Annotated in this window: 22 protein-coding genes and 1 tRNA gene; 7 read left to right on the forward strand and 16 right to left on the reverse strand. The window is 54.2% G+C overall.

Annotated features, from left to right (window positions below; all coding sequences use genetic code 11):
* Positions 1–9: 9 nt before the first annotated feature.
* The 3 genes from AC1EKS_RS08365 to hflX all read right to left on the reverse strand — a co-directional run bounded on the left by AC1EKS_RS08365 (position 10) and on the right by hflX (position 4758).
* Complete coding sequence (locus AC1EKS_RS08365; protein ID WP_481009615.1) at positions 10–1002, reverse strand: L-lactate dehydrogenase; 993 nt, start codon at positions 1000–1002, stop codon at positions 10–12.
* Between the two features lie 123 nt (positions 1003–1125).
* Positions 1126–3132: an ATP-dependent DNA helicase gene (locus AC1EKS_RS08370; RefSeq protein ID WP_481009614.1), complete on the reverse strand. Its 2007-nt coding sequence runs from the start codon at positions 3130–3132 to the stop codon at positions 1126–1128.
* Positions 3133–4758: a GTPase HflX gene (gene hflX / locus AC1EKS_RS08375; protein ID WP_481009613.1), complete on the reverse strand. Its 1626-nt coding sequence runs from the start codon at positions 4756–4758 to the stop codon at positions 3133–3135.
* 141 nt (positions 4759–4899) lie between these two features.
* Between hflX and AC1EKS_RS08380 the strand changes: the two genes are divergently transcribed.
* Positions 4900–4973, forward strand: a tRNA-Val gene (locus AC1EKS_RS08380).
* 606 nt (positions 4974–5579) lie between these two features.
* Positions 5580–5945, forward strand: coding sequence for a hypothetical protein (locus AC1EKS_RS08385; RefSeq protein ID WP_481009612.1), 366 nt, complete (start codon positions 5580–5582; stop codon positions 5943–5945).
* A 19-nt stretch (positions 5946–5964) separates the two neighbouring features.
* Here the strand turns inward: AC1EKS_RS08385 and AC1EKS_RS08390 are convergent, their stop codons facing one another.
* A complete protein-coding gene (locus AC1EKS_RS08390; protein WP_481009611.1) occupies positions 5965–6393 on the reverse strand; it encodes a DUF3052 domain-containing protein in 429 nt (142 codons plus the stop codon).
* A 306-nt stretch (positions 6394–6699) separates the two neighbouring features.
* Between AC1EKS_RS08390 and aceE the strand changes: the two genes are divergently transcribed.
* Complete coding sequence (gene aceE / locus AC1EKS_RS08395; RefSeq protein ID WP_481009610.1) at positions 6700–9447, forward strand: pyruvate dehydrogenase (acetyl-transferring), homodimeric type; 2748 nt, start codon at positions 6700–6702, stop codon at positions 9445–9447.
* Positions 9448–9572: 125 nt separating this feature from the next.
* Here aceE and AC1EKS_RS08400 read toward each other — a convergent pair whose 3' ends face one another.
* On the reverse strand, positions 9573–9839 hold the full coding sequence (locus AC1EKS_RS08400) for a type II toxin-antitoxin system RelE family toxin (protein WP_481009609.1): 267 nt from the start codon (positions 9837–9839) through the stop codon (positions 9573–9575).
* Complete coding sequence (gene relB, locus AC1EKS_RS08405; RefSeq protein ID WP_481009608.1) at positions 9836–10183, reverse strand: type II toxin-antitoxin system RelB family antitoxin; 348 nt, start codon at positions 10181–10183, stop codon at positions 9836–9838. Before relB ends, AC1EKS_RS08400 begins: the two co-directional genes overlap by 4 nt.
* A gap of 57 nt (positions 10184–10240) precedes the next feature.
* On the opposite strand from relB, the gene AC1EKS_RS08410 reads away from it, so the two are divergent.
* The 4 genes from AC1EKS_RS08410 to AC1EKS_RS08425 all read left to right on the forward strand — a co-directional run bounded on the left by AC1EKS_RS08410 (position 10241) and on the right by AC1EKS_RS08425 (position 12602).
* A complete protein-coding gene (locus tag AC1EKS_RS08410; RefSeq protein WP_481009607.1) occupies positions 10241–10558 on the forward strand; it encodes a DUF4298 domain-containing protein in 318 nt (105 codons plus the stop codon).
* A 944-nt stretch (positions 10559–11502) separates the two neighbouring features.
* Positions 11503–11808: a DUF7718 family protein gene (locus tag AC1EKS_RS08415; RefSeq protein ID WP_481010371.1), complete on the forward strand. Its 306-nt coding sequence runs from the start codon at positions 11503–11505 to the stop codon at positions 11806–11808.
* Positions 11805–12194: a hypothetical protein gene (locus AC1EKS_RS08420; protein WP_481009605.1), complete on the forward strand. Its 390-nt coding sequence runs from the start codon at positions 11805–11807 to the stop codon at positions 12192–12194. The genes AC1EKS_RS08415 and AC1EKS_RS08420 overlap by 4 nt, the downstream gene beginning before the upstream one ends.
* A gap of 147 nt (positions 12195–12341) precedes the next feature.
* Entirely contained in the window at positions 12342–12602 is a 261-nt protein-coding gene (locus AC1EKS_RS08425; RefSeq protein ID WP_481009604.1) for a hypothetical protein, read from the forward strand.
* Positions 12603–13220: 618 nt separating this feature from the next.
* Here AC1EKS_RS08425 and AC1EKS_RS08430 read toward each other — a convergent pair.
* From AC1EKS_RS08430 to rlmN, 10 genes are all read right to left on the reverse strand, one after another.
* The gene (locus AC1EKS_RS08430; protein WP_481009603.1) at positions 13221–13721 is read right to left on the reverse strand and encodes a hypothetical protein; all 501 of its coding nucleotides are present in this window, start codon (positions 13719–13721) and stop codon (positions 13221–13223) included.
* Positions 13722–14121: 400 nt separating this feature from the next.
* Positions 14122–14556: an acyl carrier protein gene (locus AC1EKS_RS08435; protein ID WP_481009602.1), complete on the reverse strand. Its 435-nt coding sequence runs from the start codon at positions 14554–14556 to the stop codon at positions 14122–14124.
* A 1-nt stretch (position 14557) separates the two neighbouring features.
* Positions 14558–15055 (reverse strand): DUF3145 domain-containing protein, encoded by a 498-nt coding sequence (locus AC1EKS_RS08440; RefSeq protein ID WP_481001601.1) that lies wholly within the window; start codon positions 15053–15055, stop codon positions 14558–14560.
* Between the two features lie 584 nt (positions 15056–15639).
* Positions 15640–16131 (reverse strand): peptide deformylase, encoded by a 492-nt coding sequence (def, locus tag AC1EKS_RS08445; protein WP_481009601.1) that lies wholly within the window; start codon positions 16129–16131, stop codon positions 15640–15642.
* Positions 16132–16134: 3 nt separating this feature from the next.
* Complete coding sequence (locus AC1EKS_RS08450; protein WP_481009600.1) at positions 16135–17991, reverse strand: proline--tRNA ligase; 1857 nt, start codon at positions 17989–17991, stop codon at positions 16135–16137.
* 470 nt (positions 17992–18461) lie between these two features.
* Positions 18462–19592 carry a flavodoxin-dependent (E)-4-hydroxy-3-methylbut-2-enyl-diphosphate synthase gene (ispG, locus tag AC1EKS_RS08455; protein ID WP_481009625.1) on the reverse strand — a complete coding sequence of 377 codons (1131 nt, stop codon included), beginning with the start codon at positions 19590–19592 and terminating at the stop codon, positions 18462–18464.
* Positions 19593–19749: 157 nt separating this feature from the next.
* A complete protein-coding gene (locus AC1EKS_RS08460) occupies positions 19750–21039 on the reverse strand; it encodes a M50 family metallopeptidase (RefSeq protein ID WP_481009599.1) in 1290 nt (429 codons plus the stop codon).
* A 9-nt stretch (positions 21040–21048) separates the two neighbouring features.
* Complete coding sequence (dxr, locus tag AC1EKS_RS08465; protein WP_481009598.1) at positions 21049–22263, reverse strand: 1-deoxy-D-xylulose-5-phosphate reductoisomerase; 1215 nt, start codon at positions 22261–22263, stop codon at positions 21049–21051.
* Positions 22264–22317: 54 nt separating this feature from the next.
* Positions 22318–22869 (reverse strand): DivIVA domain-containing protein, encoded by a 552-nt coding sequence (locus tag AC1EKS_RS08470; protein ID WP_481009597.1) that lies wholly within the window; start codon positions 22867–22869, stop codon positions 22318–22320.
* Positions 22866–24071, reverse strand: a complete 1206-nt coding sequence (gene rlmN, locus AC1EKS_RS08475; protein ID WP_481009624.1) for a dual-specificity RNA methyltransferase RlmN — start codon at positions 24069–24071, stop codon at positions 22866–22868. Before rlmN ends, AC1EKS_RS08470 begins: the two co-directional genes overlap by 4 nt.
* Positions 24072–24074 lie beyond the last annotated feature (3 nt).

Consider the following 24074-nt stretch of genomic DNA (forward strand, 5'->3'; position numbering starts at 1 on the left):
GACTACTTTTTAGAGTCCTACGGTTTTAGCAACCTCGGTCAGTTTTTCCGCGCTGCGGGTTAACGCATCGCGTTCGTCTAGGGTGATAGGCGGATCCAAAACCCGCCCTACCCCGGCGCGTCCCACCAAAGTGGGCGCTGCCATGCATACTCCGGAAATGCCATTCCAGTTATCTAACAGGGACGATACCGTCAGTACCCGGTCTTCATCGCGCATAACCGCCGAAATAATATTGGTAACCGAAAGCCCGATCGCGAAGTTAGTTACCCCTTTGCCTTCGATTATCCGGTAGGCAGATTCCACTACATCTTTAGAAATGCGCTGTTTCAGCTTGTCATCGAAAATCCCGCCGTTAATAGTGGCTCCCCAACGCGACAGCGGTACGTTGCCAATCTCGGCGCTGGACCACAGCGGCACCTCGGAGTCGCCATGTTCTCCGGCGATATAGGCGTGAATATTTTGGACTGCTACCCCCGTCTCTTGGGAGATTAGATAGCGCATCCGGGAGGTATCCAGCACCGTACCGGAACCAAATACCTGGTGAGAAGGTAGGCCGCTCATCTTTAGGGCCATATAGGTGGCAATATCAACCGGGTTGGACACCAAAATATAGATGGCATCGGGCGCCACTTTTAGCACCTTCGGCAAAATCGAGTTCATGATATTTGCCATCGCCTGCACCATATCGAGGCGTGACTGCCCCGGTTTTTGTTGGGGACCAGCGGTAATCACGATTACATCCGAATCGCGGAGCACTTCCACATCATCCGAGCCAGAGATTGAAGCCGCGGGGGTGAACTGAATCCCGTGGGCCAGATCTAGTGCCTCTGCCTCTACTTTGGCTTTATTAATATCGAAGAGGGCGATCTCGCGGGCTGCACCCTTGATTTGGCAGGCATAGGCCAGGGCAGTTCCCACGAATCCGGCACCTACAATCCCAACTTTTGAGCGCCGCGTAAGCATCGACGCGGGGTAGAGAGAATTGGCGCGTTCTTTGGACATTTTTTCTCCTTTAGTCTGGGATTGATCTCCTACATCTAAAGCTACCGGTTAGAACCGAGGTTGTCTGGTGAAGAACGGCCTAATACCGAGGTGATTTAGATTCCTTTTCACCTTGTCGGTTATCTAGTTTTCTGTTTCTTCTAGGTTTCCTAGCCGCCCTAGCGCCCCTAGCACCGTCTGCTGGTCGGTAGTCCGCCAAAATGGGGGCAAAGATTTCAGCAGATAGCCCGCATATCGGGCGCTAACTAGACGCTGATCTAGCACCGCTACTACTCCCCTATCGGCGTGAGTGCGAATCAACCTCCCGGCTCCCTGTGCTAAAAGTAAGGCCGCGTGGGAGAGGGAAACCTCCGCAAATCCGCTGCGCCCCTGCGCCTCCGCCGCCCGGGTACGCGCGGAAATATAGGGGTCATTGGGTCGGGGGAAGGGGATCCGATCGATGAGGACGAGGCGGCATTTATCGCCAGGTAAATCTACCCCCTGCCAGAGAGAAAGAGTGCCAAACAGGCAGGAATTTTTACTGGCGGAAAAGTCCGCTATCAGTTGGTTTATCGGTGCTTCCCCCTGCAGGAATATCTGCAAATCGCTTTCGTCTGCAAAATACTCGGCGGCTTGCTGGGCGGCTCTATAGGAAGAAAATAGCCCTAGCACCCCGCCGCCGGCTGCTTCGGCCAGCTCTAGGGTTCTTTTCAAGGCGGCTTCACTCAAGCCAGATTTACCTGGCCTTGGTAAATCGGCGGCCACATATAAAATCCCCTGCTGGAGATAGTTAAAGGGGCTGCCGAGGTCGCTGCCTTTCCAAGTGTGGCTATCCCGGAAGCCTAAACGAGTCGCAACCGCCTCGAAAGATCCCCCTAGCTGCATAGTTGCCGAGGTAAGTACGCATGAATGTCCCTTAAAGAGACGGGCATAAAGATCGCCGCCCACATCCAGGGGGCCGCTATAAAGACGGCGATTCCCGGATTTGTCTTCCACGATCCAGGCAGCCGATTTTTCCGGGTCGAAGGCAGCGATAATTTCGCAAGCGTCTAAAGCTTCTTCAATCTGGGCAAGGACGATGCGCTGTTTTACCCGTTGTTCGTCCTCATCCCCGCTGCCCGTAACTTCCCCGGAGATATCGGAGAGTTCTATTTGGAGAGTGGTCAAAGTAGTTTCGAGTTCTTTAGGCAGCGCGGTAAGTTCGCCTTCGTCCTGTTTCTCTAGGATTTTTGTGAAATTTTTGGCCGTCTTTTCGAGGGCAGTAACCGGCAGGTTGAAATGTTTACTCACCCCGCGCGCCACTTTTTCTATTGCACCGCCTGAGAGGCTTACGCAGGCTTGGGAGCGGGCGCGGGAGGGCAGTTCGTGAGCTTCATCTACGATTAGGAGGTCGAACTCTGGCAATAGTTCCGCGCTGGTGAGTGCCTCTATGGACAGCAAAGCATGGTTGGTGATGATGATATCTGCGTCTTGTGCCTTCAGGCGCGCATCGCGGGGAAAACAATCGGTAAAGAAACGACAGGTTTTCCCTTGGCATTGGTTGGGAGAAATCGAGGCTTGCTGCCAAGCGGCTAGGGACACTCCGCGCTGAAGTTCATCCCGGTCACCGCTGTCAGTTTCTTCTGCCCATTCTCGCAGGCGCTGCAGCTGTTTACCGATATTGCTGGGGGAATATTCGGCGGCCTCGTAGCTGGGGAACAGCCCTTCGATTTCTTCGGGAGCCGCCAATTTCCAGCGGCAAATATAGTTTGACCAGCCTTTTAATACCGCAACCGTGGGAGGAGTGTATCCGAGTTCGCGGCAGGCACTCACTACCGTGGGGATGTCGCAGGTAAGTAGCTGGCGTTGCAAGGCTAGGGTCGCAGTGGAGATTACTACTCTGTCCCCATGTTCGATTGCCCGTTGGAAGGCAGCTGCCAGATAGGCGAGAGATTTTCCGGTACCGGTTCCGGCCCCGACTAATTGGCTGCCGGACTGAGAAAACGAGCGGGCAACCAGGTTGCACATTTGCACTTGTTCTGCGCGTTCACTGCCGCCAATCTGGTTAATGCAGGTACTGAGGATTTTCCGTGCGGCCTGGGCATCTTTGCTGCTCCCACCTTTACCTTTATCGGTGGCCCCTACCAATGGGGAAACTCCGGGATCGGGCATCTAATTCGCCGCCTCTAGGATGGCTTGGGCGAGGGCAGGGCCGGCGCGTCCGACCACGTGGGTGCCGTTTTCTAAGTATTCGACTTTGTCAACGATACCTTCCTCGTGCAGCCGCGCTACCAGAGAAGATTGGTCGTAGGGAATCACGTAGTCAATAGGTTTAGCGGGAGGAGGTAGCGCCTGAGCGATAGCTTCCCGCAGCTGGTCTAAGCCCTGCCCGGTATGAGTGGACAGCGGGATTCCTCCACCAATGGCAGATTGCAATGCGCGAATGTGCAGGGCATCTATCAGGTCTGTTTTATTGAGGACGATAATCTCGGGAATGCGGGAGACATTGGGCAGATCCGCTAGCACTTCATGCACGGTTTGTACCTGTTGGACCGGGTTATGGTGACTGGCATCAACCACGTGCACGATTACATCGGCGTATTCGGCTTCTTCCAGGGTAGAGCGGAATGCTTCCACCAGTTCGTGGGGCAGTTCGTCAATAAAGCCTACGGTGTCAGACAAAGTATAGGCGCGTCCATCGGGAGTTTCCGCTTGCCGTACCGTGGGATCCAGGGTGGCAAATAGCGCATCTTGCACCATCACATCTGCATCTACCAGCGCATTCAGTAGGGAGGATTTTCCCGCGTTGGTGTATCCCACGATTACTACCGAGGGCAGGGGGCTACTGAGGCGACCTTCCCGTTTGGTGTCCCGGGCTTTCTTCATCTGTTTGATTTCGCGGCGTAGTTTCGCGATTCGTTTGGTGATCCGCCGCCGGTCAGTTTCCAGTTTGGTTTCGCCTGGGCCGCGTGCGCCGATTCCGGCGCCTCCCGATACGCGTCCGCCGGCCTGGCGCGACATTGACTGTCCCCAGCCACGCAGGCGCGGAAGTAGGTATTGCAGCTGCGCTAGTTCAACTTGGGCTTTGCCTTCGCGGGAGGAGGCGTGTTGAGCGAAAATATCGAGGATTACGGCGGTGCGGTCAATGACTTTCACTTTGACTTGGTCTTCAAGTCCGCGCCGCTGTGAGGGCTGCAGCTGCGCATTTACAATCACGGTGTCGGCTTCGAGCGCCGCCACCTGCTCCGCTAACTGTTTGGCTTTCCCGCGTCCTACGAAAGTTGCGGCATCGGGAGCGCTGCGTCGTTGCAAAGCCGCACCTACCAACTCAGCCCCGGCTGTTTGGGCTAACGCCGCGAGTTCCGATAGGGACTGTTGGGCGCCGGTGCGATCCGAATCATAAATACCTACTAGGAAAACTTTTTCTAGCTGTACCCGCCGATACTCAACCTCGGAAATATCTAGGTCAGAGGCGTTTGTGCGTTGGAATTCTTCGCGCAGCCTGCGAGAGAAATCCCCGCCGTGGGAACTTTGTTTCGTCAGGGCGGTACTGGACCAATCCAGCAGCTCCAACCCCTCCTTGGGAGTGGTTGCGTCCGGATAGTACCGCGCGGATTTTCCAGGGGAATTTCCCAGGGATGTCTTCAAAGTGGAATCAGTTTCGCGCCGGTTTAAGCTCCGGTCACGCACGCGGCGTACCAGATTATAGGCTCTGTCCAGGTCTTGTTTACTGACTTCCGTTTCCGCAGGTATTTGCGCCGCCTCCCTTGGTGTTCTTAGCTTATTCCATTTTCCCACGACCCTGCGTTAGCTGCAAAAGGCGCGCGGGAGGTGTGGACGAGCAGAATATTTCAGGGACCTGGCTGACCAAGTTCGACACATCTCACAGCCCGGTAAGTTTGTTTCTTCCGCGCGATTAGGTATTCTTTAACAGGTCTAGGGCCTATAGCTCAGTTGGTTAGAGCGTCACGTTTACACCGTGGATGTCGGGGGTTCGAGTCCCTCTGGGCCCACTCATAGTGGCTTACTTCCATAACATTTTCTTTTGTTCGGCAATCTTTTATCTTCCAGATAGGGCTCAGAGGGCTCGAACCCGTGAGGGCTAAGCCGGAAATAGTAAACGCGGGTTGAGCGTTTGCCCGGCTTAGTGCCCCGAAGCGAAGCAAGGGGCGGCGCTAATGCGAAGCATTGCCGAGTCCCTCTGGGCCCACTATCGTAGGCGTATGTTGCGAAGCAACATTACAGGCACTGTAGAACTCGAACGGCAAGCAAGTTTACTTGCTTGTCAGTGAGGGCGAGGAAACGGCGCGTAATCCCGCCAGGGATTACCGGCACTCATTGTGGCTTTCTTCCATGAAATTTTCTTAGATCGGTAATCTTTTCTTCCATACAAGGCTCGGAGGGCTGGGGCGGGAAAAGATGCGAGAGGGGACACGCTGCTAATCATTTCCCTTCGCATCGGATACGTTTTCTTTTATATAGATTCCATTCCGCCCTTGTTTTAATTCTTACAAGGCTCACCGGGGTCCCCCGAGCGCTTTTCCCACCCCAGCACCCAGGGTTTGAGTGAGGATAATAAAACTGTGTCTACAATCCCTACAGGGATTAATATTCACTTTATGTACTACAGGCGAATACCCTTATTTTCTTCGCTGGCACTTGCCGGGCTGACCGGGGGGTTATGGCAGTACGCCTTGGAGTCCACCGCTCCCGCTCCCATGTGGGTGCCGGCTAGCGTGCTAGTTATCGCATTCCTGATTGCAACTATCGGGATGGCCTGTGCGAGCAAAACTACCGGTTCCAAGGGCGCAAAAATTACTTACCTGACCGGGACGATGCTGTTCCTTGCGGGATTCGCATCCTTTTATGTATTCTCCCAACCTACCACTATAAACATTTTTGGGTTTATAGCGGTTACTGCGGGTTTAATAGCCGCAAATCTAGCCGCGGGTTACCTTTACCGGGACAATTCTCGGCAAAAGTAAATACTATGTTTTCCGCCGCTTAGCGGCCGCGAGTTACTACTTGGGTTCCCGCCCATTGGGGGGAAACCACATCAGAGGTAGTGGGGTTCATCCCGACTGTTTTTGCGGCCTCTTCAATTATGCGGGGATCAACGGCACCCGGGTCGGAGGCGATCGGGCTGAGCACCCAAATAAAGCCCCCTTCATCCATATTGCCCATCGCATCCATGAGCGCATCTGAGAGTTCATCGGCGCCACCGTCATCATCGCGCCACCAAATCAGGGCGCCATCGGTCATCGCGGTGAAATCTTCATCTGCGAGATCGTCATCAATTTGATCCATTATGGTTTGGCGAAGATCTTCATCGACATCCTCGTCCCAACCAAATTCTTGAATGACTTGTTCTTTCTTAAACCCCATCTCCGATACGGATAGGGAACTTTCATGCCTTTCGCGTGTGGTTTCCACGCTCTCTAAGTTACATGATTAAAGCAATAGGAGGAAACGCGGACGCAGACATTGAGATAATTGCGCCCTCCTTCACTAACTTTCTATTATCCAGTTGCCTCTTTTACCCTCCTCTGCTCCTATATGCCCTGTTAGAAAAGGTTTACTGCTACTAGGGAGGCACATGGAACAAGATTTCCAATTTTTTGAAGTTTCCCGGGCGCCGCTCTTTTCCTTCGAGTTCAGTCAGTCGCGGTAGCCAAAGTGAGGAAAATAGATAACAATTAGGTTCGTATGGTCTTTTCTGTTGGAGGAGCGACAAAACCTATGAGCGAAAATAAAGCGTCCCTGGACTCTGTACACCAGTTGGCTACTGCCCTGCCGGATCCCGATCCTCAAGAAACCAGCGAGTGGCTGGATTCTTTAGATCATTTGATTAAAGAACGTGGTCCGGAGCGTACTCGCGATCTTTTGTTGCGGATGCTGTCTGCGGCGGGCGAGCAAAACGTGGCGGTGCCCGCGAACCTCAACACCCCCTTTACTAACACTATTAAGCCGCAAGATGAACCGAGCTTCCCCGGTGATGAACGTATTGAGCGTGACTATCGCCGCTGGATGCGCTGGAATGCGGCGGTGCAAGTTACCCGCGCGCAGCGCGACGGAGTCCACGTGGGGGGTCATATTTCTTCCTATGCCTCGATTTCTACTCTTTACGAAGTGGGCTTTAACCATTTCTTCCGGGGGAAGTCGCACCCGGGTGGGGGTGACCATATTTTCTTCCAGGGTCACTCCTCCCCCGGTATTTATGCTCGCGCATTTTTAGAGGGGCGGCTCTCTGAGGAAGATATGGACGGTTTCCGTCAGGAACTATCGCAAGCACCGCACGGACTGCCTTCTTACCCGCACCCGCGGCATCTGCCGGAGTTTTGGGAATATCCCACGGTTTCGATGGGACTGGGACCGGCCGAGGCAATCACGCAAGCCTGGTTTGACACCTACTTAACTAACCGTGGCATCAAAGACTGCTCAGACCAGCACACTTGGGCGTTCCTGGGTGACGGCGAGATGGATGAACCGGAATCGCGGGGAATGCTGCAGCTGGCGGGGCAACAAAAGCTCGACAACCTTACCTTTGTGGTGAACTGCAACCTGCAGCGCCTGGATGGCCCGGTGCGCGGCAATGGGCAGATCATTCAGGAGCTAGAGGCATTTTTCCGAGGCGCCGGCTGGAACGTTATTAAAGTGATTTGGGGTCGCGGCTGGGATCGGTTATTGGCCAAGGATCACGACCATGCGCTGCTGAAAGTCATGACGGAGTGCCTGGATGGTGACTACCAGACATTCAAAGCTAATGATGGCGCTTACGTGCGCAAACACTTCTTTGGACGGGATCCGCGCACCGCGAAAATGGTGGAGGATTGGACCGATGAGGAGATTTGGGATTTGCGGCGGGGCGGTCACGATTACCGCAAGGTTTACGCTGCTTATCACGCAGCCATGGAGCATAAGGGACAGCCGACAGTCATTTTGGCGCACACTATTAAGGGATATGTGCTAGGAGAGACTTTCGCGGGACGCAACTCCACTCACCAGATGAAGAAGTTGAACCTGAAGGATTTGAAGGCGCTACGCGACCGGCTCCATATTCCGATTACGGATGAGGAACTGGAGAAAGATCCGCAGCTTCCGCCCTACTACCTACCTCCTAAAGATCATCCTTCGCTGCAATATCTGTTTGAGCGGCGGGAAAAGTTGGGAGGATTCCTTCCTTCTCGTCCTAAAGAACGCAATCAGATGCAGATTTCTTTGCCGGAGGATTCCGTGTACGACGTCCTCAAAAGCGGATCCGGTAAGCAAAAGGTTGCTACCACTATGGCGCTGGTGCGCCTGATGAGAGAGTTCCTGAAAGACAAAGAGTTCGGCAAGCGGATTGTACCGATTGTGCCGGATGAGGCGCGTACTTTCGGGATGGACTCGATGTTCCCTTCGGCGAAGATCTATAACACCCTGGGCATGAATTACACGGCGGTGGATAAAGATTTGATGCTGCATTATGCCGAGGGCAAGGATGGGCAGATTCTACACCCCGGCATTAATGAGGCGGGAGCGGCGGCTGCCTTGCAGGTGGCCGGCACCTCCTATATGTCTAACGGGGAACCGATGATCCCCTTCTACCTGTTCTATTCGATGTTTGGTTTCCAGAGGACGGGCGACCAGTTCTGGGCGGCTGGGGATCAGTTGGCGCGGGGCTTCGTGATTGGCGGAACCGCGGGGCGTACTACTCTGACCGGTGAAGGTCTGCAGCACGCTGATGGGCACTCCCCGATCATTGCCGCCACTAACCCGGCGTTCGTACAATACGATCCGGCCTATGCCTACGAGCTGCGGCATATTATTCGTGATGGGCTGCAGCGGATGTATGGGGATGGTTCCGATGGGCGCGACCAGAACGTTATGTACTATTTGACGGTTTATAACGAGGGGATTCACCAGCCAGCAGAACCCGAAGGGGTCGACGTTGAGGGAATCTTGCGCGGCATGTATGCCTTGACCGGTCACTATGAAAATGGCGGACCGAAAGTGGAGCTGCTGGCCTCGGGGATTTCGGTTCCTTGGGCGCTGCAGGCACAAAAACTCTTGATGCAAGATTGGGGGGTTGACGCCGCGGTCTGGTCGGTTACCAGCTGGCATGAGCTGCGCCGGGACGGGATGGAATGCGATCGCCACAACCTGATTCATGCGGATGAGGAATACCGCCTGCCATACGTGACCCAGCGGCTACGTAACGCGACGGGTCCGGTGATTGCTACCTCGGATTATGACCATCTGGTTCCCGATATGATCCGCCCCTGGGTGCCGGGACGCTATAAGGTGCTGGGCGCTTCGGATTTCGGATATTCCGATACCCGCGCCGCCGCACGCCGCCACTTCTTGATCGATGCGGAATCCCTGGTGGTTCAGGCCTTGGAGGCTTTGAATGAGAATGGGATTTTGCAGGATCGCTCGGTGGTTACCCAGGCACGCGATCGCTATGACTTGCTGAATCCGAACGCCGGTTCTTCTGGCGAACAGTAATCGCTGATAGTACTAGCATCAGAGGGGCGCCCACCGCTTGGTGGGCGCCCCCCTGCTTTTTACAATTTTGCAGACACGGATCCCCCAGCTTTCGCGGGATTTCCCTATAGTTACCGTTGCTACAACTACCGATAAAATTCTTTGCGATGTCCAATCGCCAAGTCTTGAATATAGAAACAGTCATCCTCAATTTCACAGATGAGGCGGTAGTTTCCGATGCGGTAACGCCACTGCCCCGCATGATTCCCGCGCAGCGATTTTCCGTGGCTGCGGGGATCAGGAGTTCCCACCAGGTTTTTATCAATCCAGTTACTAATCATGCGCTGGGTGTAGCGATCGAGTTTACGAAACTGTCTTTTAAATCTGGCGGTTACCCGAAACTGGTATTTCAAAGGTCAAGTTCTTTCTTGAACTCATCCCAGGAGTAGGATTTCTTTCCGTCCTCCACCCAATCGCGGTGAGCCTCATCGGCTACTGCCAAGTCGAACTCGTCTTCGATCTTTTCAAAAAGTGCCTGCCGAAAGGCTTCTGCCAAGGTAACGGAATGCAGGTTCGCATAGCTGGTGGCTAGTGCTTTTTCTTCTGCACTCATCCGGATAGAAAACGCCATCTTTTCCCCTCCTCCGTTGTAGTACAAGGTACTACACACCCGAGAGGTGGTCAATAGCTTTAGAGCCATTTTAGTTTTCCCTGCCGCCGGAATAACTGCCGGACTGGTTAGCAGTGGCAGCTGCACGCTCCCAAGATATTTATTGCGATAAGTAGATGCTGGGAGGTGTGGGAGAATGGCCCTATGGAAAAAGCTAAAGTTTCCGCCCAGACAGTGAAGCGGGTTTCGCAGATGGAGTCGGCGCTGGTGCGCCTAAATGACGCGATTGCAACTGTTGAGGGCGCGCTGGATACCTATGAGCAAATGTGGGACGATTACCGCGCTTTGGATAGCTACTATTCCGGAAAAGCCTGGTGGGAGGATTTAGAGGCAGACAACCGGGGGCTTTTACCAGAGGATTTGCCTCGCGGAGTCCTTTCCGAGGACGCACTCTATGACGCCCTCGGCGACGCCGAAGCCCTTCGCCAGCGCCTACAAGAACTCTCCCAAGCCGCGAAGTAAAACACACGTCACTAACCCGAAAAGGATATTGAACGCTTTATCCTGCTTTAGTTGCACATATGCAACTCAGATAGTTTTGCTGCGTTTACGTAACTGCGCTGCAAAAAACATCAGGCATAGGTTTATTGTCAAGAGCAGTGAATAACGTTTCCGGCTATGCCTGTTAGCTTAAACGAATTCCAACCCTGTTCAAGATCGCTTCTGCCGAAAGGATTATTCTCAAACCCAGAAAAAGAAACTCCCGTTTACGACAATGCCCATGGCGCTGACTAGCCGGGTGTGGGAAAAACTCCATCTCCCGGGCAAAAAGTTACTGCCACGTCTCCACTACCGGGTAGAGCTTTGGACTTTCATCGCCTAGACTCTGTGAAACACCTCCACTCAAAGTCAGGCTAGTGATCACCAGGAGCACAAAATATTTTTAAGTAAATTTTTCACCATTTGAAAACACCTCCCTTGTATTGCTCGGGTTCCACCTACTGCTATGCGTATTTAAGGGATTCGCTGTACCCAATAAAACGAACACTCCAGGTAAAAGGTGTTTCTGGTGGCAAATGTTCCGCCTAGTTACAAAGCGCCTCTTCTTTTCCAGCTCCTCCAGCGCGCTAAAAGATGCATGCAACACTGGCGGGGAGCGGGTAACTCCGACCTCGCAAGTAGTAGTAAGTTCGTCCCTATTGTGAGAAACGAAAAAATCATCAACCAACCTGGACTCAAGATCGTTCACAAGATTTTGATTTTCTTCCATACTCCCTATGTAGGGCGCAAGAGCAGAAACCCAGGTGAAAGCTATATTCCCACTGTGTAGTATTGGAAGTTTTCAAAAAAGAAGATTTTGTTAAGATTTCTGTGTGTGCAAGCAAAATTGGGATGATGGCCTCCCAAACGGGGACTACCAGATACCGCCCAGGACAAGGTGCGAGAAGTACCCAATCAGCGACATTGTGCCTTGCGATATAGAATACTTACGAATTCAGGGGAATCGTTGGACACAGACCGGGAGACTGACTGAGTTTGTTTTTGTGCTCCAGGTCAGAAACGAAAACACTGGTAGGTGGCAAACGCACCTTTCGATAGACTGCACCCACTCCAACGCCCATATCCATTACTACAAAGATGGGGAACGTGATGGCCACCCGCGCGAAACGATTAAGGTACTTAACCGGGCAAGGGATGTTCAGGACGCATTGGGAATGGCTATACTAAGAATCAGGCAAGAAATTAACAAACTGGTGGAGGTGCGAAAGTGAACAAGGAATTGGCAGACTTTGAGAACGAAGTCCTCTACAACGTCATGCTTGGAACTACCACCCCTAAAGTTATAGATTCTAGGGGTCACACCCCGCTTATCGCCTGCCTGGAAAGCGAAACTGTAGGCACCCTGCTAGCTAGAATCGAAAGAGCCGGAGGATGCGGGACCGTATATGCCCTATCCGAAACCGGCGAGGTCAGCGTAGTAGCCGTGCAAGACAAAGACCCGCAAGCACCCAGTCCCACCGATCTAGCAGCCGACACCCTAAGCGAAAACTCCCCTATCGGATTATTTATCGAATACATTTCTACCCAAGAAGACGGGGTGTATCTCACCGGCGCAAAAATGCGTTCCTACGGCACTGCCGAACTGACCAAGGTTTAATTCCCGCAATTCCAGCTACCGCTGACCGATCCATCAGCAGTCAAAGTGGCTGCAAACGAGCCGTTCCAAGGAAGACTCAGGCTCGATCCGCCACGTTTGCCGCCCAAAGATATGGAGGCATTCTGCCCAGAGGCGTAAATTGTTAGCGTGCCGTTGCAGGCCCCGGTAAGAGTGGTGCTTGCCCGCCTGCTTGCCGGGGCAGGTGCCGGGCGAACGGGCGCTACTGGACGCTCAGTAACCGTTTTTGTTGGCACCGGGGCAGGGCGCATCGGAGGCGCTGGCGGAGGCGGCAGCTGGCTACTTTCAGGCGCAGAAGGCGTATTTTATACGCTAGGAGCCTCAATGCTTAGGCTAGCAGTAATCGTTGCCGTCTTCGTTACCGGGACGGGAGGTGTTCCTTTTTCTTAATATCATTTAGAGCCAAAGAAGAAAGCACCCCTCCAGGACAAGACCTACCACTAGCACACACGATATAAACGTAGGCGATAGTAATAGGTACTTGAGAGTGCCCTAGGGGCTCAATCCTCCTCCACAACAGGCGGGTTATCCCGGTTAGTTACTGCCTTTGTAGCTTCAACGGCTTATGGTTCTCTTTTGCCTCGCTTCCTCGAATAGGAACCATTTCCAGAAACAGAAAGAGCAAATTGCGTTTCCGGCATTATCCCCTGACGGTAATTAGCTGAGTATGCACAAAAATTCACCTCCCCGACTGACATCTGCTCCCGATACTCCACGGATGGGCAGCGATATAGCTTGTCCTCGCCTGGATTAGGCGGAACAATAACGCTTAGTGCTAACGCCACCAAGGCGACTAGCAATACTAAGCGTTTCGATACTTTTTGTATCATCTTGGAAAATCCTCCTTATACGGTTTTTGTCTTTCCCCTATGGGTAATGCGTAAACAGAAATTCGAAAACAAAAACGCAGGTAGGAAGGATATGGGCTGTAGCTACAAATTGCCCCCAAATACACTTGTAGCCCCAGCAAAACGCTAGGGCTACAAGGTCTTAAACGTTCAGCTTAACTTAGCAGGGCCAGGTGTTACCCTCACTGTCGCCGCAGCCGGAAACTTGAATTTCAGTTTCGCTAGTGCGAGTCCACCTATCGCCTTTATAGTCCCGGCTCTCCCCGACTTTCCATTGCCCAGAATTGCCTGCCTTGGCTCTAGTTCCGGAGCGGCGAGGAGCTTGATAGTGCCGTTTAGGCTGCGCCTTACGCTGGTAACTACGTGCTTTCGGCTGATAGCTACGCGCCTTGGGTTGAGCTTTCACCGGGGCGGGTGCTTTAGCTTTAGCAGCAGCCTGTGCTTGAGCTTCTTGCTCAGCTTTCGCCTTTGCTTCCGCCTTGGCTTTAGCTTCTTGTTCCGCCTTAGCTTTGGCTTCTTGCTGTTGCTTTTGCTTCTCCACCTGACTAATAGATGGAGGCTTCGGGGTATCCTCCGCCTTTTTATCGGTCGAGCTACACCCTGCCATACCTAGAGCAAGCCCAGCGCTAGCAAGTACGATAAGTAGTTTTTGAGTTTTCATTTTTCCTATCCTTTCGTGGGTCTAATGACCTCTCACTTACCTCTGCAGGGCGCGCGATAAAAACCAGGTGGGAACCTTATAGCGTCATTATATATTTTTAAGAATAGAAAAACTAGCAAATATTTGAGTAAACCAAGGGTTTTCTATTTCAATATCCCAGTCGAGCAAACGATAACCACCAACAGTACTAATCGGGGTAGACAGCAGATCAAGATAAAGGAAAGTAAAAAACAAATCCGGCGAGAGGAAATACTTCCTCTCGCCGGATGGAATGTTAGGTTATTGTGCTTCTAAAGCTAGTTCAGAATTTTTAGTATTTAGCCCCGACACGCCCAAATACTGCGATTTCTTTATTTTGAATACCGTTAGGACTTACCGAAACCTGCTTTATAGCTTTGTTTTATTGACTATGATAAAGGCGCGCTAGCTCGCCCAGGGTTTCGCATTCTGCGATCTGTTTATCGGAGCACTTTTCACCCAGTTCCCCCTCGAGCCGCGCCACCACCGCATACAGCGATAAATCATCAAAATCTAGTTGGGCTTTCAAACTTGCATCTGGTGACAAATCCGTTTGCTCACAGTCACTTTCCGCAGCAACTGCCTCTAAGAGACAGGCTATAACCGCGGTATCACCGCTAATCTTTTCCCACGCAACTGGAATATTCTCTGAGGACGCATCTGGAGTACTACCGCCACTTTCCTCAGCAACCGTCTCAGATTCCGGGTTAGAACTAAGCGCAGCTTCGCCCTCTCCCCTATCTTCGTCCTCCGAGCCGCCGGGCAGGTTCTTGCCGAAATCGGCAAGCGCGGCTAAGGCATCGGCATCTAGCGCCATCTCAGCCCACTCGGTGCAGCCAGCGCACCGGCGCTCCGGCTCCGGCGTAGCGGAAAGGTTCAAGCTCTTCGTCCCAAGCGGTTCCCAGCGCGAGATCCAGCAGGCGCCGCAAATCTTCTTGGCTGCCCTGAGAAAGGGCAACGCGCACCCGATCCTCTGGGACCACTACGTTGCCCACTACATCCGTTTGGGCATGGAAGATTCCCAGATCAGGGGTGTATGACCAACGTCCCCCATTGTTATTTATGGAGGCATCCTCGGTTACCTCGAAACGCAGATGTTCCCATCCACGCAGGGCGGAGGCCAGTTTCGCACCGGTACCAATCTGCCCTACCCAGGACAGTTCCGAGCGGAACATTCCCGGTTGGGCAGGCTGTTCCGTCCACTCTAGGTTGACGCGTTGATCTAGAACTGCGCCAACCGCCCACTCCACGTGGCTAGAAAGCGCACGGGGGCATGAGTGTACGAAAAGTACACCGCGGGTGTAATCCTTGTTCATCGCTTCTCCTTTAGTGTTCGCAAGGTTCGTCTTCCCCAACGGCCTGTACGCACTACAGAGTGATGACACGCGGTGTCTCACTTTCTATTTTGCCCTCGATAACAAGTTTCAACAAGCCCAAAAGCCTCTGACCACCAATTTTGTGACCACTGAGGCCAATGTGACACCTGTGGTTTGTCACTGCGCTAGCCACCGCGGGGGACGACGACTTTAACTCCGGAGGTAGGCTCCCGGCACTGCAGCTACCAAGCGGGGGCGGTTTTACACCCCGGAACAAGTTACGGGATCCAGATGCAACACAGCATTAGAGCACAAGCAACGATTACCTGTGTTCAGCAGGGGGGTTTAAAGCGGAATGATACGAGAGAGAGACTTGAGCAATGGCGCAGGAGCATGTTTTCGCTGCCACAGGACTTTCAGCACAGGTTGGGGCCAAAGATGGATATAAAGGGGGACTTGGGCAGACGCGCGGGGGCTGGGTTTGATCCGAGTAGGTGCGGTGGGCATAAGTATTCGGAAAACGGCGCTACGTTTTCCGAATACTTGGGCGGGAGGACAAACACAGCCCCCGCGCCCTTACCTGACTACAGGCCTTTTTCGCGAATCTCTTTGAAAGCTTTGCGGCGCGTTAACCGATCCAGGCGATCAAGATAGAGATGACCATCCAAGTGGTCACATTCATGCTGGATGCACCGCCCCATCAGCTCTTCACCCTCAACCACTTTCGGCTTGCCGTCCAGATCAATGCCTTCAGCACGCGCGTACCAGGCGCGCTGGCAGGGGAAGAACAGTCCCGGCACCGACAGGCAGCCTTCATCGCCGTCTTGGTATTCGTCCTCAGAAACCTCTACCAGACGCGGGTTAAGAATATAGTCAACTTCCCCGTCGATGTTCCAGGAAAAAGCCCGCAGCCCCACGCCAATCTGGTTGGCGGCTAGACCGGCACGCCCATCGGCATCTACCGTTTCCAGCAGGTCTTCTACCAGCTGTTTTATATGTGCATCGATTTCGCCCACCGGTTCACAAGGGGTACGTAAAATCGGGTCCCCGATTACTCTGATTTCTCGAAACGCCATAGTCTATTCCTCCTCGCTTCCGCTCGCCGGAACGATTTTTTCTGCCCGGGCATAGGCGTCTGCAAGATCCTGGCGCACCTTGTCACTTACAAACTGGAAGGCATCTGCAACTGCGATTTCTTGGCGCTCGCCAGTAGCGCGGCACCGTACTTCCACGGTTCCCTCTTTGAGCCCGCGTCCGACCACTACCAGCCAAGGCATGCCGAGCAGTTCCGCATCCTTGAACTTCACCCCAGCAGATACTTTCTTACGGTCATCAACCAAAGTATCGATACCGGCGCCGGTGAGCTGGTCTCCCAGCTTCTGCGCGGCCTCGAAAAGTTCTGCCCCTTTGCCGGTAACCAGCACATGCACCTGGAAGGGCGCCACATTGGTAGGCCATTTCAACCCCACCTCGTCATGATATTCTTCGGCGATCGCGGCCATGACTCGGGAAACCCCGATCCCATAGGAACCCATGGTCACTACCTGGGATTTTCCGTTTTGATCTAGCACGTTTAGCCCCAACGCTTCGGAATACTTCGTTCCCAGGGCGAATATGTGCCCGATTTCGATTCCGCGGGCGGTCTGCAAGGCTCCGGAACCATCAGGCGCTGGATCCCCGTCGCGCACTTCCGCGGCTTCAATAAAGCCGTCCGCGCGGAAATCTCTCCCGGCCACCAGGTGATAAAGATGGGTGTCTTCTTTGCCGGCACCCGCAATCCATTCGGTACCTTCCACTACCCGCGGATCTAAGAGGCAGCGGGGGCTACCGGAAATATTCCCGTCCTCGTCTACCTTCCGATCCGGATGATCGGGTCCGGCGCAGGTGGGGCCGGTAAAGCCCGGCACAATATTGGGGTAGGCTGCCATGTCTTCCGGGGTGGCCATTTCTACGTCAGCCCCTAGCGAGGCTTCCAGGCGGCGCATATCAATCTCGCGATCCCCGGGTACTCCCAACAGCAGCACTTCCCGTTTGCCATCCGCATAGGTGGCGGCCACCATAAAGGCTTTCAAAGTGTCTGCTTTATTCCATTCCCGGCCATCTTCACGCGGGAAATGCTCATTCGAGTAATCCACTAGCGCTTCAATAGTGTGTGCACCAGGGGTTTTACGTTCAATTGCCGCCGGAAGTAGCGAATAATCTTGCGGCTCGGGCGCAATAGTAGTTACCGCCTCTACGTTAGCGGCATAACCGCCCTCAGAGCGCACAAAAGTATCTTCCCCGATAGCGCAAGGGAAAATAAATTCCTCGGAGCGCGAGCCTCCCATAGCTCCTGCCATCGCGGAACAAATCACGAAATCCAGCCCTAACCGCGAATAGATCCGTTGATAGGCGCGGCGTTGCTCCTGATAGGAGGCCTCTAGTCCTTCTTCGTCAATATTGAAAGAGTAGGCGTCTTTCATAATGAATTCGCGTCCGCGAATCAGTCCTGCCCGCGGACGCGCCTCGTCCCGATACTTTTCTTTTATCTGGTAGAGGACGACCGGCAGATCCTTGTAGGAAGAATAAAAGTCCTTCACCAGCAGGGTGAACATTTCTTCGTGAGTAGGTGCCAACAGATAGTCAGCGCCCTTGCGATCACGCAGCTTAAACAGGGAAGGCCCGAACTCCTCCCAACGGTTGGTCGCTTCATAGGGTTCGCGCGGCAGCAGTGCCGGGAAAGCCACCTCGAGGGCGCCAATCCGATCCATTTCTTCGCGCACTACCTGCTCTACGCGCCGAATCGTGCGCAGTCCCAGGGGGGTCCAAGTGTAAATCCCGGGCGCGGCGCGGCGAATATAACCGGCGCGCACCAGCAGTTTATGGGAATCCACCTCGGCATCTACCGGGTCTTCCCGCAAGGTCCTGACAAAGTAAGTCGACATATTGTAAGCCACGTTCGCCAGTTTAGTAGATGATCCAAAGGAACCTAAACCGCGCCCGCCTCGCAGGAATCAACAATACTTTTTATCCGGATACCGGTGCTAACGCTAGCCAAAAGTTACGCGCGAGCGAGAAGTTTTTCCTCCCGCCCAAAAACTCGCAACTGCCCGCGGCAGTTACGAGTTTTACGCCCGCCTATCCTGATCGGATAAAACTTCTCTCTCGCGCTCGGGGTTACTGCCATAGCAAGCCACATAACGAGCATCTTTAAAGCCGAAGCAGGGTTTGGAATGCCAATATCTTCCTGCAAGAAGCGTCGCGGAAGAACAATATAAAAAGGCAACCGGGTTAAGCGTGATAAACGTAGCTAGGCTTTTGGATTTTGGGGGCAGGAGTGGGAAAAGATGCGAGAGGGGGCTTGAGCCGAGCGCAGCAAGGCTCACCGGGGTCCCCCGAGCGCTTTTCCCGCTTCTGTCTCGAGAGACTAAACGGTTACCTCAACTTCGCCGGATCCTTCTTCTAGGCCTAGCAGCTCGGCTTGGCGATGCGCCTCCGCAATCAGGGTAGGCACGATTTCCTCCTCGGGAACCGTCTTGATTACTTCGCCTTTGATAAAGATCTTGCCTTTGCCGTTACCGCTGGCTACCCCGAGGTCGGCCTCGCGCGCCTCGCCGGGACCGTTTACGATACAGCCCATCACCGCTACTCGCAGCGGCACTTTGATTTCGTCTTTCAGGGCATCGGTGACGGCGTTTGCCAAAGTGTAAACATCAACTTGGGCACGTCCGCAGGACGGGCAGGAAACAATCTCCAGGGTGCGTTCTTTTAACCCCATGGATTGCAGGATTTCGATCCCGACTTTTATTTCTTCTACCGGATCAGCAGAGAGGGAAACCCGGATGGTGTCCCCGATGCCTTGGCGCAGCAGCGCTCCAAAGGCGGTCGCGGATTTAATGGTGCCCTGGAATTGGGGGCCGGCCTCGGTTACTCCCAGGTGCAGGGGCCAATCCCCCATTTCGCTGAGCAGTTCATAGGCGCGAATCATAGTCACCGGGTCATGGTGTTTGACCGAGATCGCAAAGTCGTGAAAATCGTATTGCTCGAATAGGCGGGCCTCGTTAACCGCGGATTCTGCCAGTGCTTCGGGAGTGGCTTTGCCGTGGCGCGCCATTACCCTCGGGTCCAGGGAACCGGCATTGATCCCGATCCGCAAAGCAGTGCCGTGTTGGCGTGCACATTTGGTGATTTCTTCTACCTGATCATCGAATTTGCGGATATTTCCGGGGTTAACCCGCACTCCGGCGCAGCCGCCCTCGATCGCGGCGAATACATATTTAGGTTGAAAGTGAATATCAGCTACCACCGGAATAGTAGATTTTTGGGCGATTACCGGCAGTGCCTCCGCGTCATCAGCGCTGGGACACGCTACTCGCACGATATCGCAGCCGGCAGCGGTCAGGGCCGCGATCTGCTGCAAGGTAGCACCAATATCGGTAGTTTTGGTGGTACACATGGATTGCACGCTAATCGGGGCATCTCCGCCGATCGCTACGCTTCCGCAATGGATCTTCCGAGTTTTCTTCCGCGGAAAACCCGCTAGTTTTACTTCCGGCATTCCTAGTTCAACACTCACGTTCCTATTATGACGCGTCAGACGCTAAAGCCCTATTTTCTAGAAATAATCAGGCCTTTCACTGTGCTGTCACCAGAGGTTTTTCGCAGGCTCGCTGAGGGCGAAAGCTCGGAAGAAGCACAAAAACCAGCGGAGGACGCTAAGGCAGGCGAATCGGATCCACAATATCGGCCACCATCAGCAATACGGTCATCGCAATCAATAGTCCGGCTACCACATAGGTTAACGGCACGGCTTTCGCGGCATCGATTGGGCCGGGAGCGGGGCGAGAACGCAGCCGCGCATAGCTGTTCTTGATTCCTTGCCAACAGGCACCGGCAATATGCCCCCCATCTAGCGGAGGCAGCGGAATCAGGTTGAATACAAATAGCGCCATATTTAGCGAGGCCAGTAGGGAAAGCATTCCTCCGGCGCGATCGGCCAAAGTAATTTGAGTGGCCGGGGCAGAACCGATTTCCCCGGCGATACGCCCTACCCCCAGAACTGACATGATTCCGGAGCTATCTCGCGGAGTATCGGTAAACACTGAAACCCCCACGTTCCACACTGCAACCGGCAGTTTTAAGACTACCGCCCCGGTTTGGTAGAACATCTGCCACATGGTTTGCCCATAGGTGGCTATCCCCGCGCTTTGCCGCACCGAACGCGCGTAGAGACCGGCTTTACCATCTACCCCACTAAGCTGCAGGTCGATAACCTCCCCGCCGCGACGCACCGACACGGTAGCGTCTCCCTGAGTTGCCTGCGCATATTTGCGCAAGTCCTCCCAGGTGTTGATTTTTTTGCCGTCCCAGGCGACCAACACATCTCCGGATTTAATTCCGGCTCTGGCTCCCGGGGACGGCTGGGCTCCCGGCTGGGAACACTCGACTACCTGACCGGCTTTTAGACACACGGCTTTATCGACCGTGGTGGTGGGGGTGGCAATCCCGATCCCCAGCATCGCTATCCCCATCAGCACAAAGGCCAAGAATAGATTCATGACCGGCCCACCGAACATAACTATTAGGCGGTGGCGTACCGGCAGGTTATAAAAGCCGCGCTCTCGCTTCTCGGGAGGAATCTCGGCTAGCGAGGCATCGCGGGCTTCCTGCGACCAGGTAGGAACCAAGTTTTCGGCTTGCTGCGGATCCAAGGCGCGTGCCTGGCGCACCGAGAGTTTCTTACCGTCAAGTTTGTACCCAAATTGGTCAGGGTCACCCGGTCCGTACATTCCCAGGATCCGGCAGTATCCCCCTAAGAGGATGGCTTTTACCCCGTACTCGGTTTCCCCGCGTTTGCGCGAAAACAGGGTGGGTCCAAAACCAATCATGAACTGGGGAACTAACGCCCCGAACTTCTTGGCGGGCAGCAAATGTCCACATTCGTGCAGGCCAATAGAGATAATCAGTCCCACAACCAGAATTATTATTCCCAGCAAAAACGCCATGGAGGTAGCCTACCTAGTGTTTATGACAATTTCCTGAGCCTTAGTTTTCGCCCAGGTTTGCGCTTCCATAATTTGCCCTAAATCCGGATTATCAATGCCGCTGTGTTCCGATAAAACTTCCGCTAAAGAATCCACTATCTGCAGGTAGGGCAGGTTCCCCGCCAGGAAGGCATCGACGAACACTTCATTAGCGGCGTTATAGACCGCCGGGTGCGAGGCCGATGCCGCCACTGCGGCTCGCGCCAGTTTTATTGCCGGGAAAGTCTCGTGATCTACCGGCTCGAACTGCCACTGCTGAGCAGTGGTGAATTCTAGGGGGGTCACCGTTTTTTCGAGGCGGGCCGGCCAATCTAGTCCCAGGGCAATTGGTAGGCGCATATCGGGCGGAGAAGCCTGCAAAATAGTGGCCCCATCCCGCCAGGTAACCCCGGAATGAATAATCGACTGGGGATGGATCACCGGCACAATGTTTTCGGGAGCAACATCAAATAGGAGGTGAGCTTCAATCAGCTCTAGACCTTTGTTTACCAAGGTAGAGGAGTTAATAGTCACTACTGGTCCCATCGACCAGGTGGGATGATTGAGGGCCTGCTCCGCGCTGACCTCCGCTAAATCCGCGCGCTGCTTACCCCGGAAGGGTCCGCCGGAGGCAGTGAGAATAATCTGGCTAACTTCACTGTATCCATCCTGGTTTACGCTGGTGAGCCCCTTATGGTGGACGCCAGAAGCTAAAGCTTGGGCAATCGCCGAATGCTCCGAGTCAACCGGAACGATCTGGCCAGGGCGCTGGCAGGCAGCTTTCACCAAGGCGCCCCCTACAATCAAAGATTCCTTATTCGCCAGCGCTAAAGTGGCGCCGCTTTCTAAGGCGGCCAAAGTGGGAGCCAAGCCCACTCCCCCGGTAATCCCGTTGAGTACTACCGCCTCGCAGGTGGCTCGCCCAGCCACCCGGGCACTAGCGTCTTCTCCGGTCAAGATTTCGGGCAGATATTTTTCTCCCCTAGGTAGTTCCGCAGCAAGCGCGTTAGTGAACTCTTCGCCCTTATTTAAAGAAATCGCCACCATCTCGGGGCGGAAATGAGCGGCCTGGCGCGCCAGTAAAGCGAGATTAGCTCCGCCGGCGCTGAGAGCGCGGACGCAAAAACGCCCGGAATTCTGGGTGATTACTTCAAGAGCTTGGGTTCCGATAGATCCGGTGGAACCCAAGATGAAAACGTCGCGCACTGCCCCTCCCGATTGAAAGAAATATTTTGTCGGCTTGTAGCCGGCCTCAAACGCTTATTCCACCGCGAGCAGTACTTCTATCGCCCGCGAAAGATAGGCGTCGACTACGCCCTCTTTATAAGCCTTTTCGTTCTTGGCAGTTTTGAAGGTGGCGTTGCGAATCTCGGTGGAAGTTATCCCTTCATCCGAGTCGAAATATTGCGCTAGCCGGTCGACCAGTTCATCTACCTGCACCACGTCGTAACCTTTACCCTCCGGGTGGGCGAAGCGTTTGCCCAGCGGACGCAGCATCCGCGGGTACAGCGTGGTTGCCCGCTGCGCTACTCTGTCCATCCAAGCTTGCGAGCCATTGACCGCCACGTTATCTGCCCGATCTCGCCGCACGAAGGCGGCCTCTAGGCGATCCATAGCCTGGTCGATGGCGCTAGTTTGGTAACCGCGACGTACCAGATCAAAATGGGCGCCGCGCACCTGGGCAGCCGAGAATTTTTCGGCAGGTACCCCGCCCTCATAGGCCTTGCGGGCATCAGCAAAAAATTCGTCTACCTGGGACGGGTCGTATCCGCGCGTAAAAAACCCGGCTCGCGGGAAATTGGTCTCACTCATTTGCCAGCCCTCTCCTTCCGAGATTTGGTCGCCAATTGGCCACATGCTCCGTCAATATCCTGTCCGCGAGTATCGCGGATAGTGGTAGTGATACCTTTACTTTCCAGGGTATCCACAAATTCTGCTTGGGCGCGGGATTCACTCGCCGTCCAGATCGATCCGGGAGTCGGATTTAAGGGAATCGGGTTCACATGCGCCCAACCTTTCCCGCGCACGTTCAGTAAATCTGCCAGCAGGCCCGCCCTCCAAGCTTGATCATTCATGTTCTTAATCAGGGCGTATTCGATAGAAACCCGTCTGCCGGTAGCTTGAAAATACTGGTAGGCAGCATCTAAGAGTTCACTGACCTTAAAGCGAGAGTTCAGCGGAATCAGCTGGTCGCGTAGTTCATCATCGGGGGCATGCAGCGAGATCGCCAAAGTAAGCGGAATTTTTTCCGCCGTCAGTTTCTTTATCCCCGGCACCAGCCCCACGGTGGAAACCGTGATTCCCCGCGCCGACATTCCGAATCCTTCCGGCGGATCAGCGATCAGGCGACGCACCGCGCCCAGTACGGCGCGATAGTTCACCATTGGCTCCCCCATCCCCATAAACACTACGTTGGAAAGGTGACAGGGATTCCCGCCAAGTTCGCCCTCTTCACAGGCTTTGCGCGCCAGGCGCACCTGTTCCACGATTTCGGCGGTAGAAAGATTGCGGGTCAGCCCCATTTGTCCAGTGGCACAAAACGGGCAAGCCATTCCGCACCCGACTTCGCAAGAAATGCAGAGGGTAGCGCGGGAAGGATAGCGCATTAGTACCGATTCCACTTCGGCACCGTCGAAAAGTCGCCACAGGTATTTGCGAGTCATCCCCTGATCGCCACTGCGCACCACCACTTGTTCAACTAGGGGCGGGAAAGCCAGGTTAGTGAGTTTTTCTCGCCCATTGGCGGGCAGATCCGACATTTTCTGCGGATCGGTGGTCAGGTGGGTGAAATAGTGACGTGATAACTGATCGGCGCGGAAAGCCGGGAAACCGGCTTCCTTTAGCAGTTGCTTGCGCCCCGCCAAATCAAAATCAGCTAGATGCACCTGCGGTTTCGCCCGCCTAGTCGCTTGAAAACGCAGCACGGGACGGGCGTCCTGGCTGCGAGCGCCCTCGGGAGGCTGATCCGTGGGCATTACTTGGGCGGGGTCGCGCCGCGGCTTGGCTCGGCGCATTAG

Source organism: Varibaculum sp. C0165D1 (assembly GCF_056590355.1).

What these genes read in the sequence shown, in the direction of transcription:
- AC1EKS_RS08365 (WP_481009615.1), bottom strand. Translation starts at nt 1,002, where the DNA reads ATGTCCAAAGAACGCGCCAATTCTCTCTACCCCGCGTCGATGCTTACG.
- AC1EKS_RS08370 (WP_481009614.1), bottom strand. Translation starts at nt 3,132, where the DNA reads ATGCCCGATCCCGGAGTTTCCCCATTGGTAGGGGCCACCGATAAAGGT.
- AC1EKS_RS08385 (WP_481009612.1), top strand. Translation starts at nt 5,580, where the DNA reads ATGTACTACAGGCGAATACCCTTATTTTCTTCGCTGGCACTTGCCGGG.
- aceE (WP_481009610.1), top strand. Translation starts at nt 6,700, where the DNA reads ATGAGCGAAAATAAAGCGTCCCTGGACTCTGTACACCAGTTGGCTACT.
- AC1EKS_RS08410 (WP_481009607.1), top strand. Translation starts at nt 10,241, where the DNA reads ATGGAAAAAGCTAAAGTTTCCGCCCAGACAGTGAAGCGGGTTTCGCAG.
- AC1EKS_RS08430 (WP_481009603.1), bottom strand. Translation starts at nt 13,721, where the DNA reads ATGAAAACTCAAAAACTACTTATCGTACTTGCTAGCGCTGGGCTTGCT.
- AC1EKS_RS08435 (WP_481009602.1), bottom strand. Translation starts at nt 14,556, where the DNA reads ATGGCGCTAGATGCCGATGCCTTAGCCGCGCTTGCCGATTTCGGCAAG.
- AC1EKS_RS08440 (WP_481001601.1), bottom strand. Translation starts at nt 15,055, where the DNA reads ATGAACAAGGATTACACCCGCGGTGTACTTTTCGTACACTCATGCCCC.
- def (WP_481009601.1), bottom strand. Translation starts at nt 16,131, where the DNA reads ATGGCGTTTCGAGAAATCAGAGTAATCGGGGACCCGATTTTACGTACC.
- ispG (WP_481009625.1), bottom strand. Translation starts at nt 19,592, where the DNA reads ATGCCGGAAGTAAAACTAGCGGGTTTTCCGCGGAAGAAAACTCGGAAG.
- AC1EKS_RS08460 (WP_481009599.1), bottom strand. Translation starts at nt 21,039, where the DNA reads ATGGCGTTTTTGCTGGGAATAATAATTCTGGTTGTGGGACTGATTATC.
- AC1EKS_RS08470 (WP_481009597.1), bottom strand. Translation starts at nt 22,869, where the DNA reads ATGAGTGAGACCAATTTCCCGCGAGCCGGGTTTTTTACGCGCGGATAC.
- rlmN (WP_481009624.1), bottom strand. Translation starts at nt 24,071, where the DNA reads ATGCGCCGAGCCAAGCCGCGGCGCGACCCCGCCCAAGTAATGCCCACG.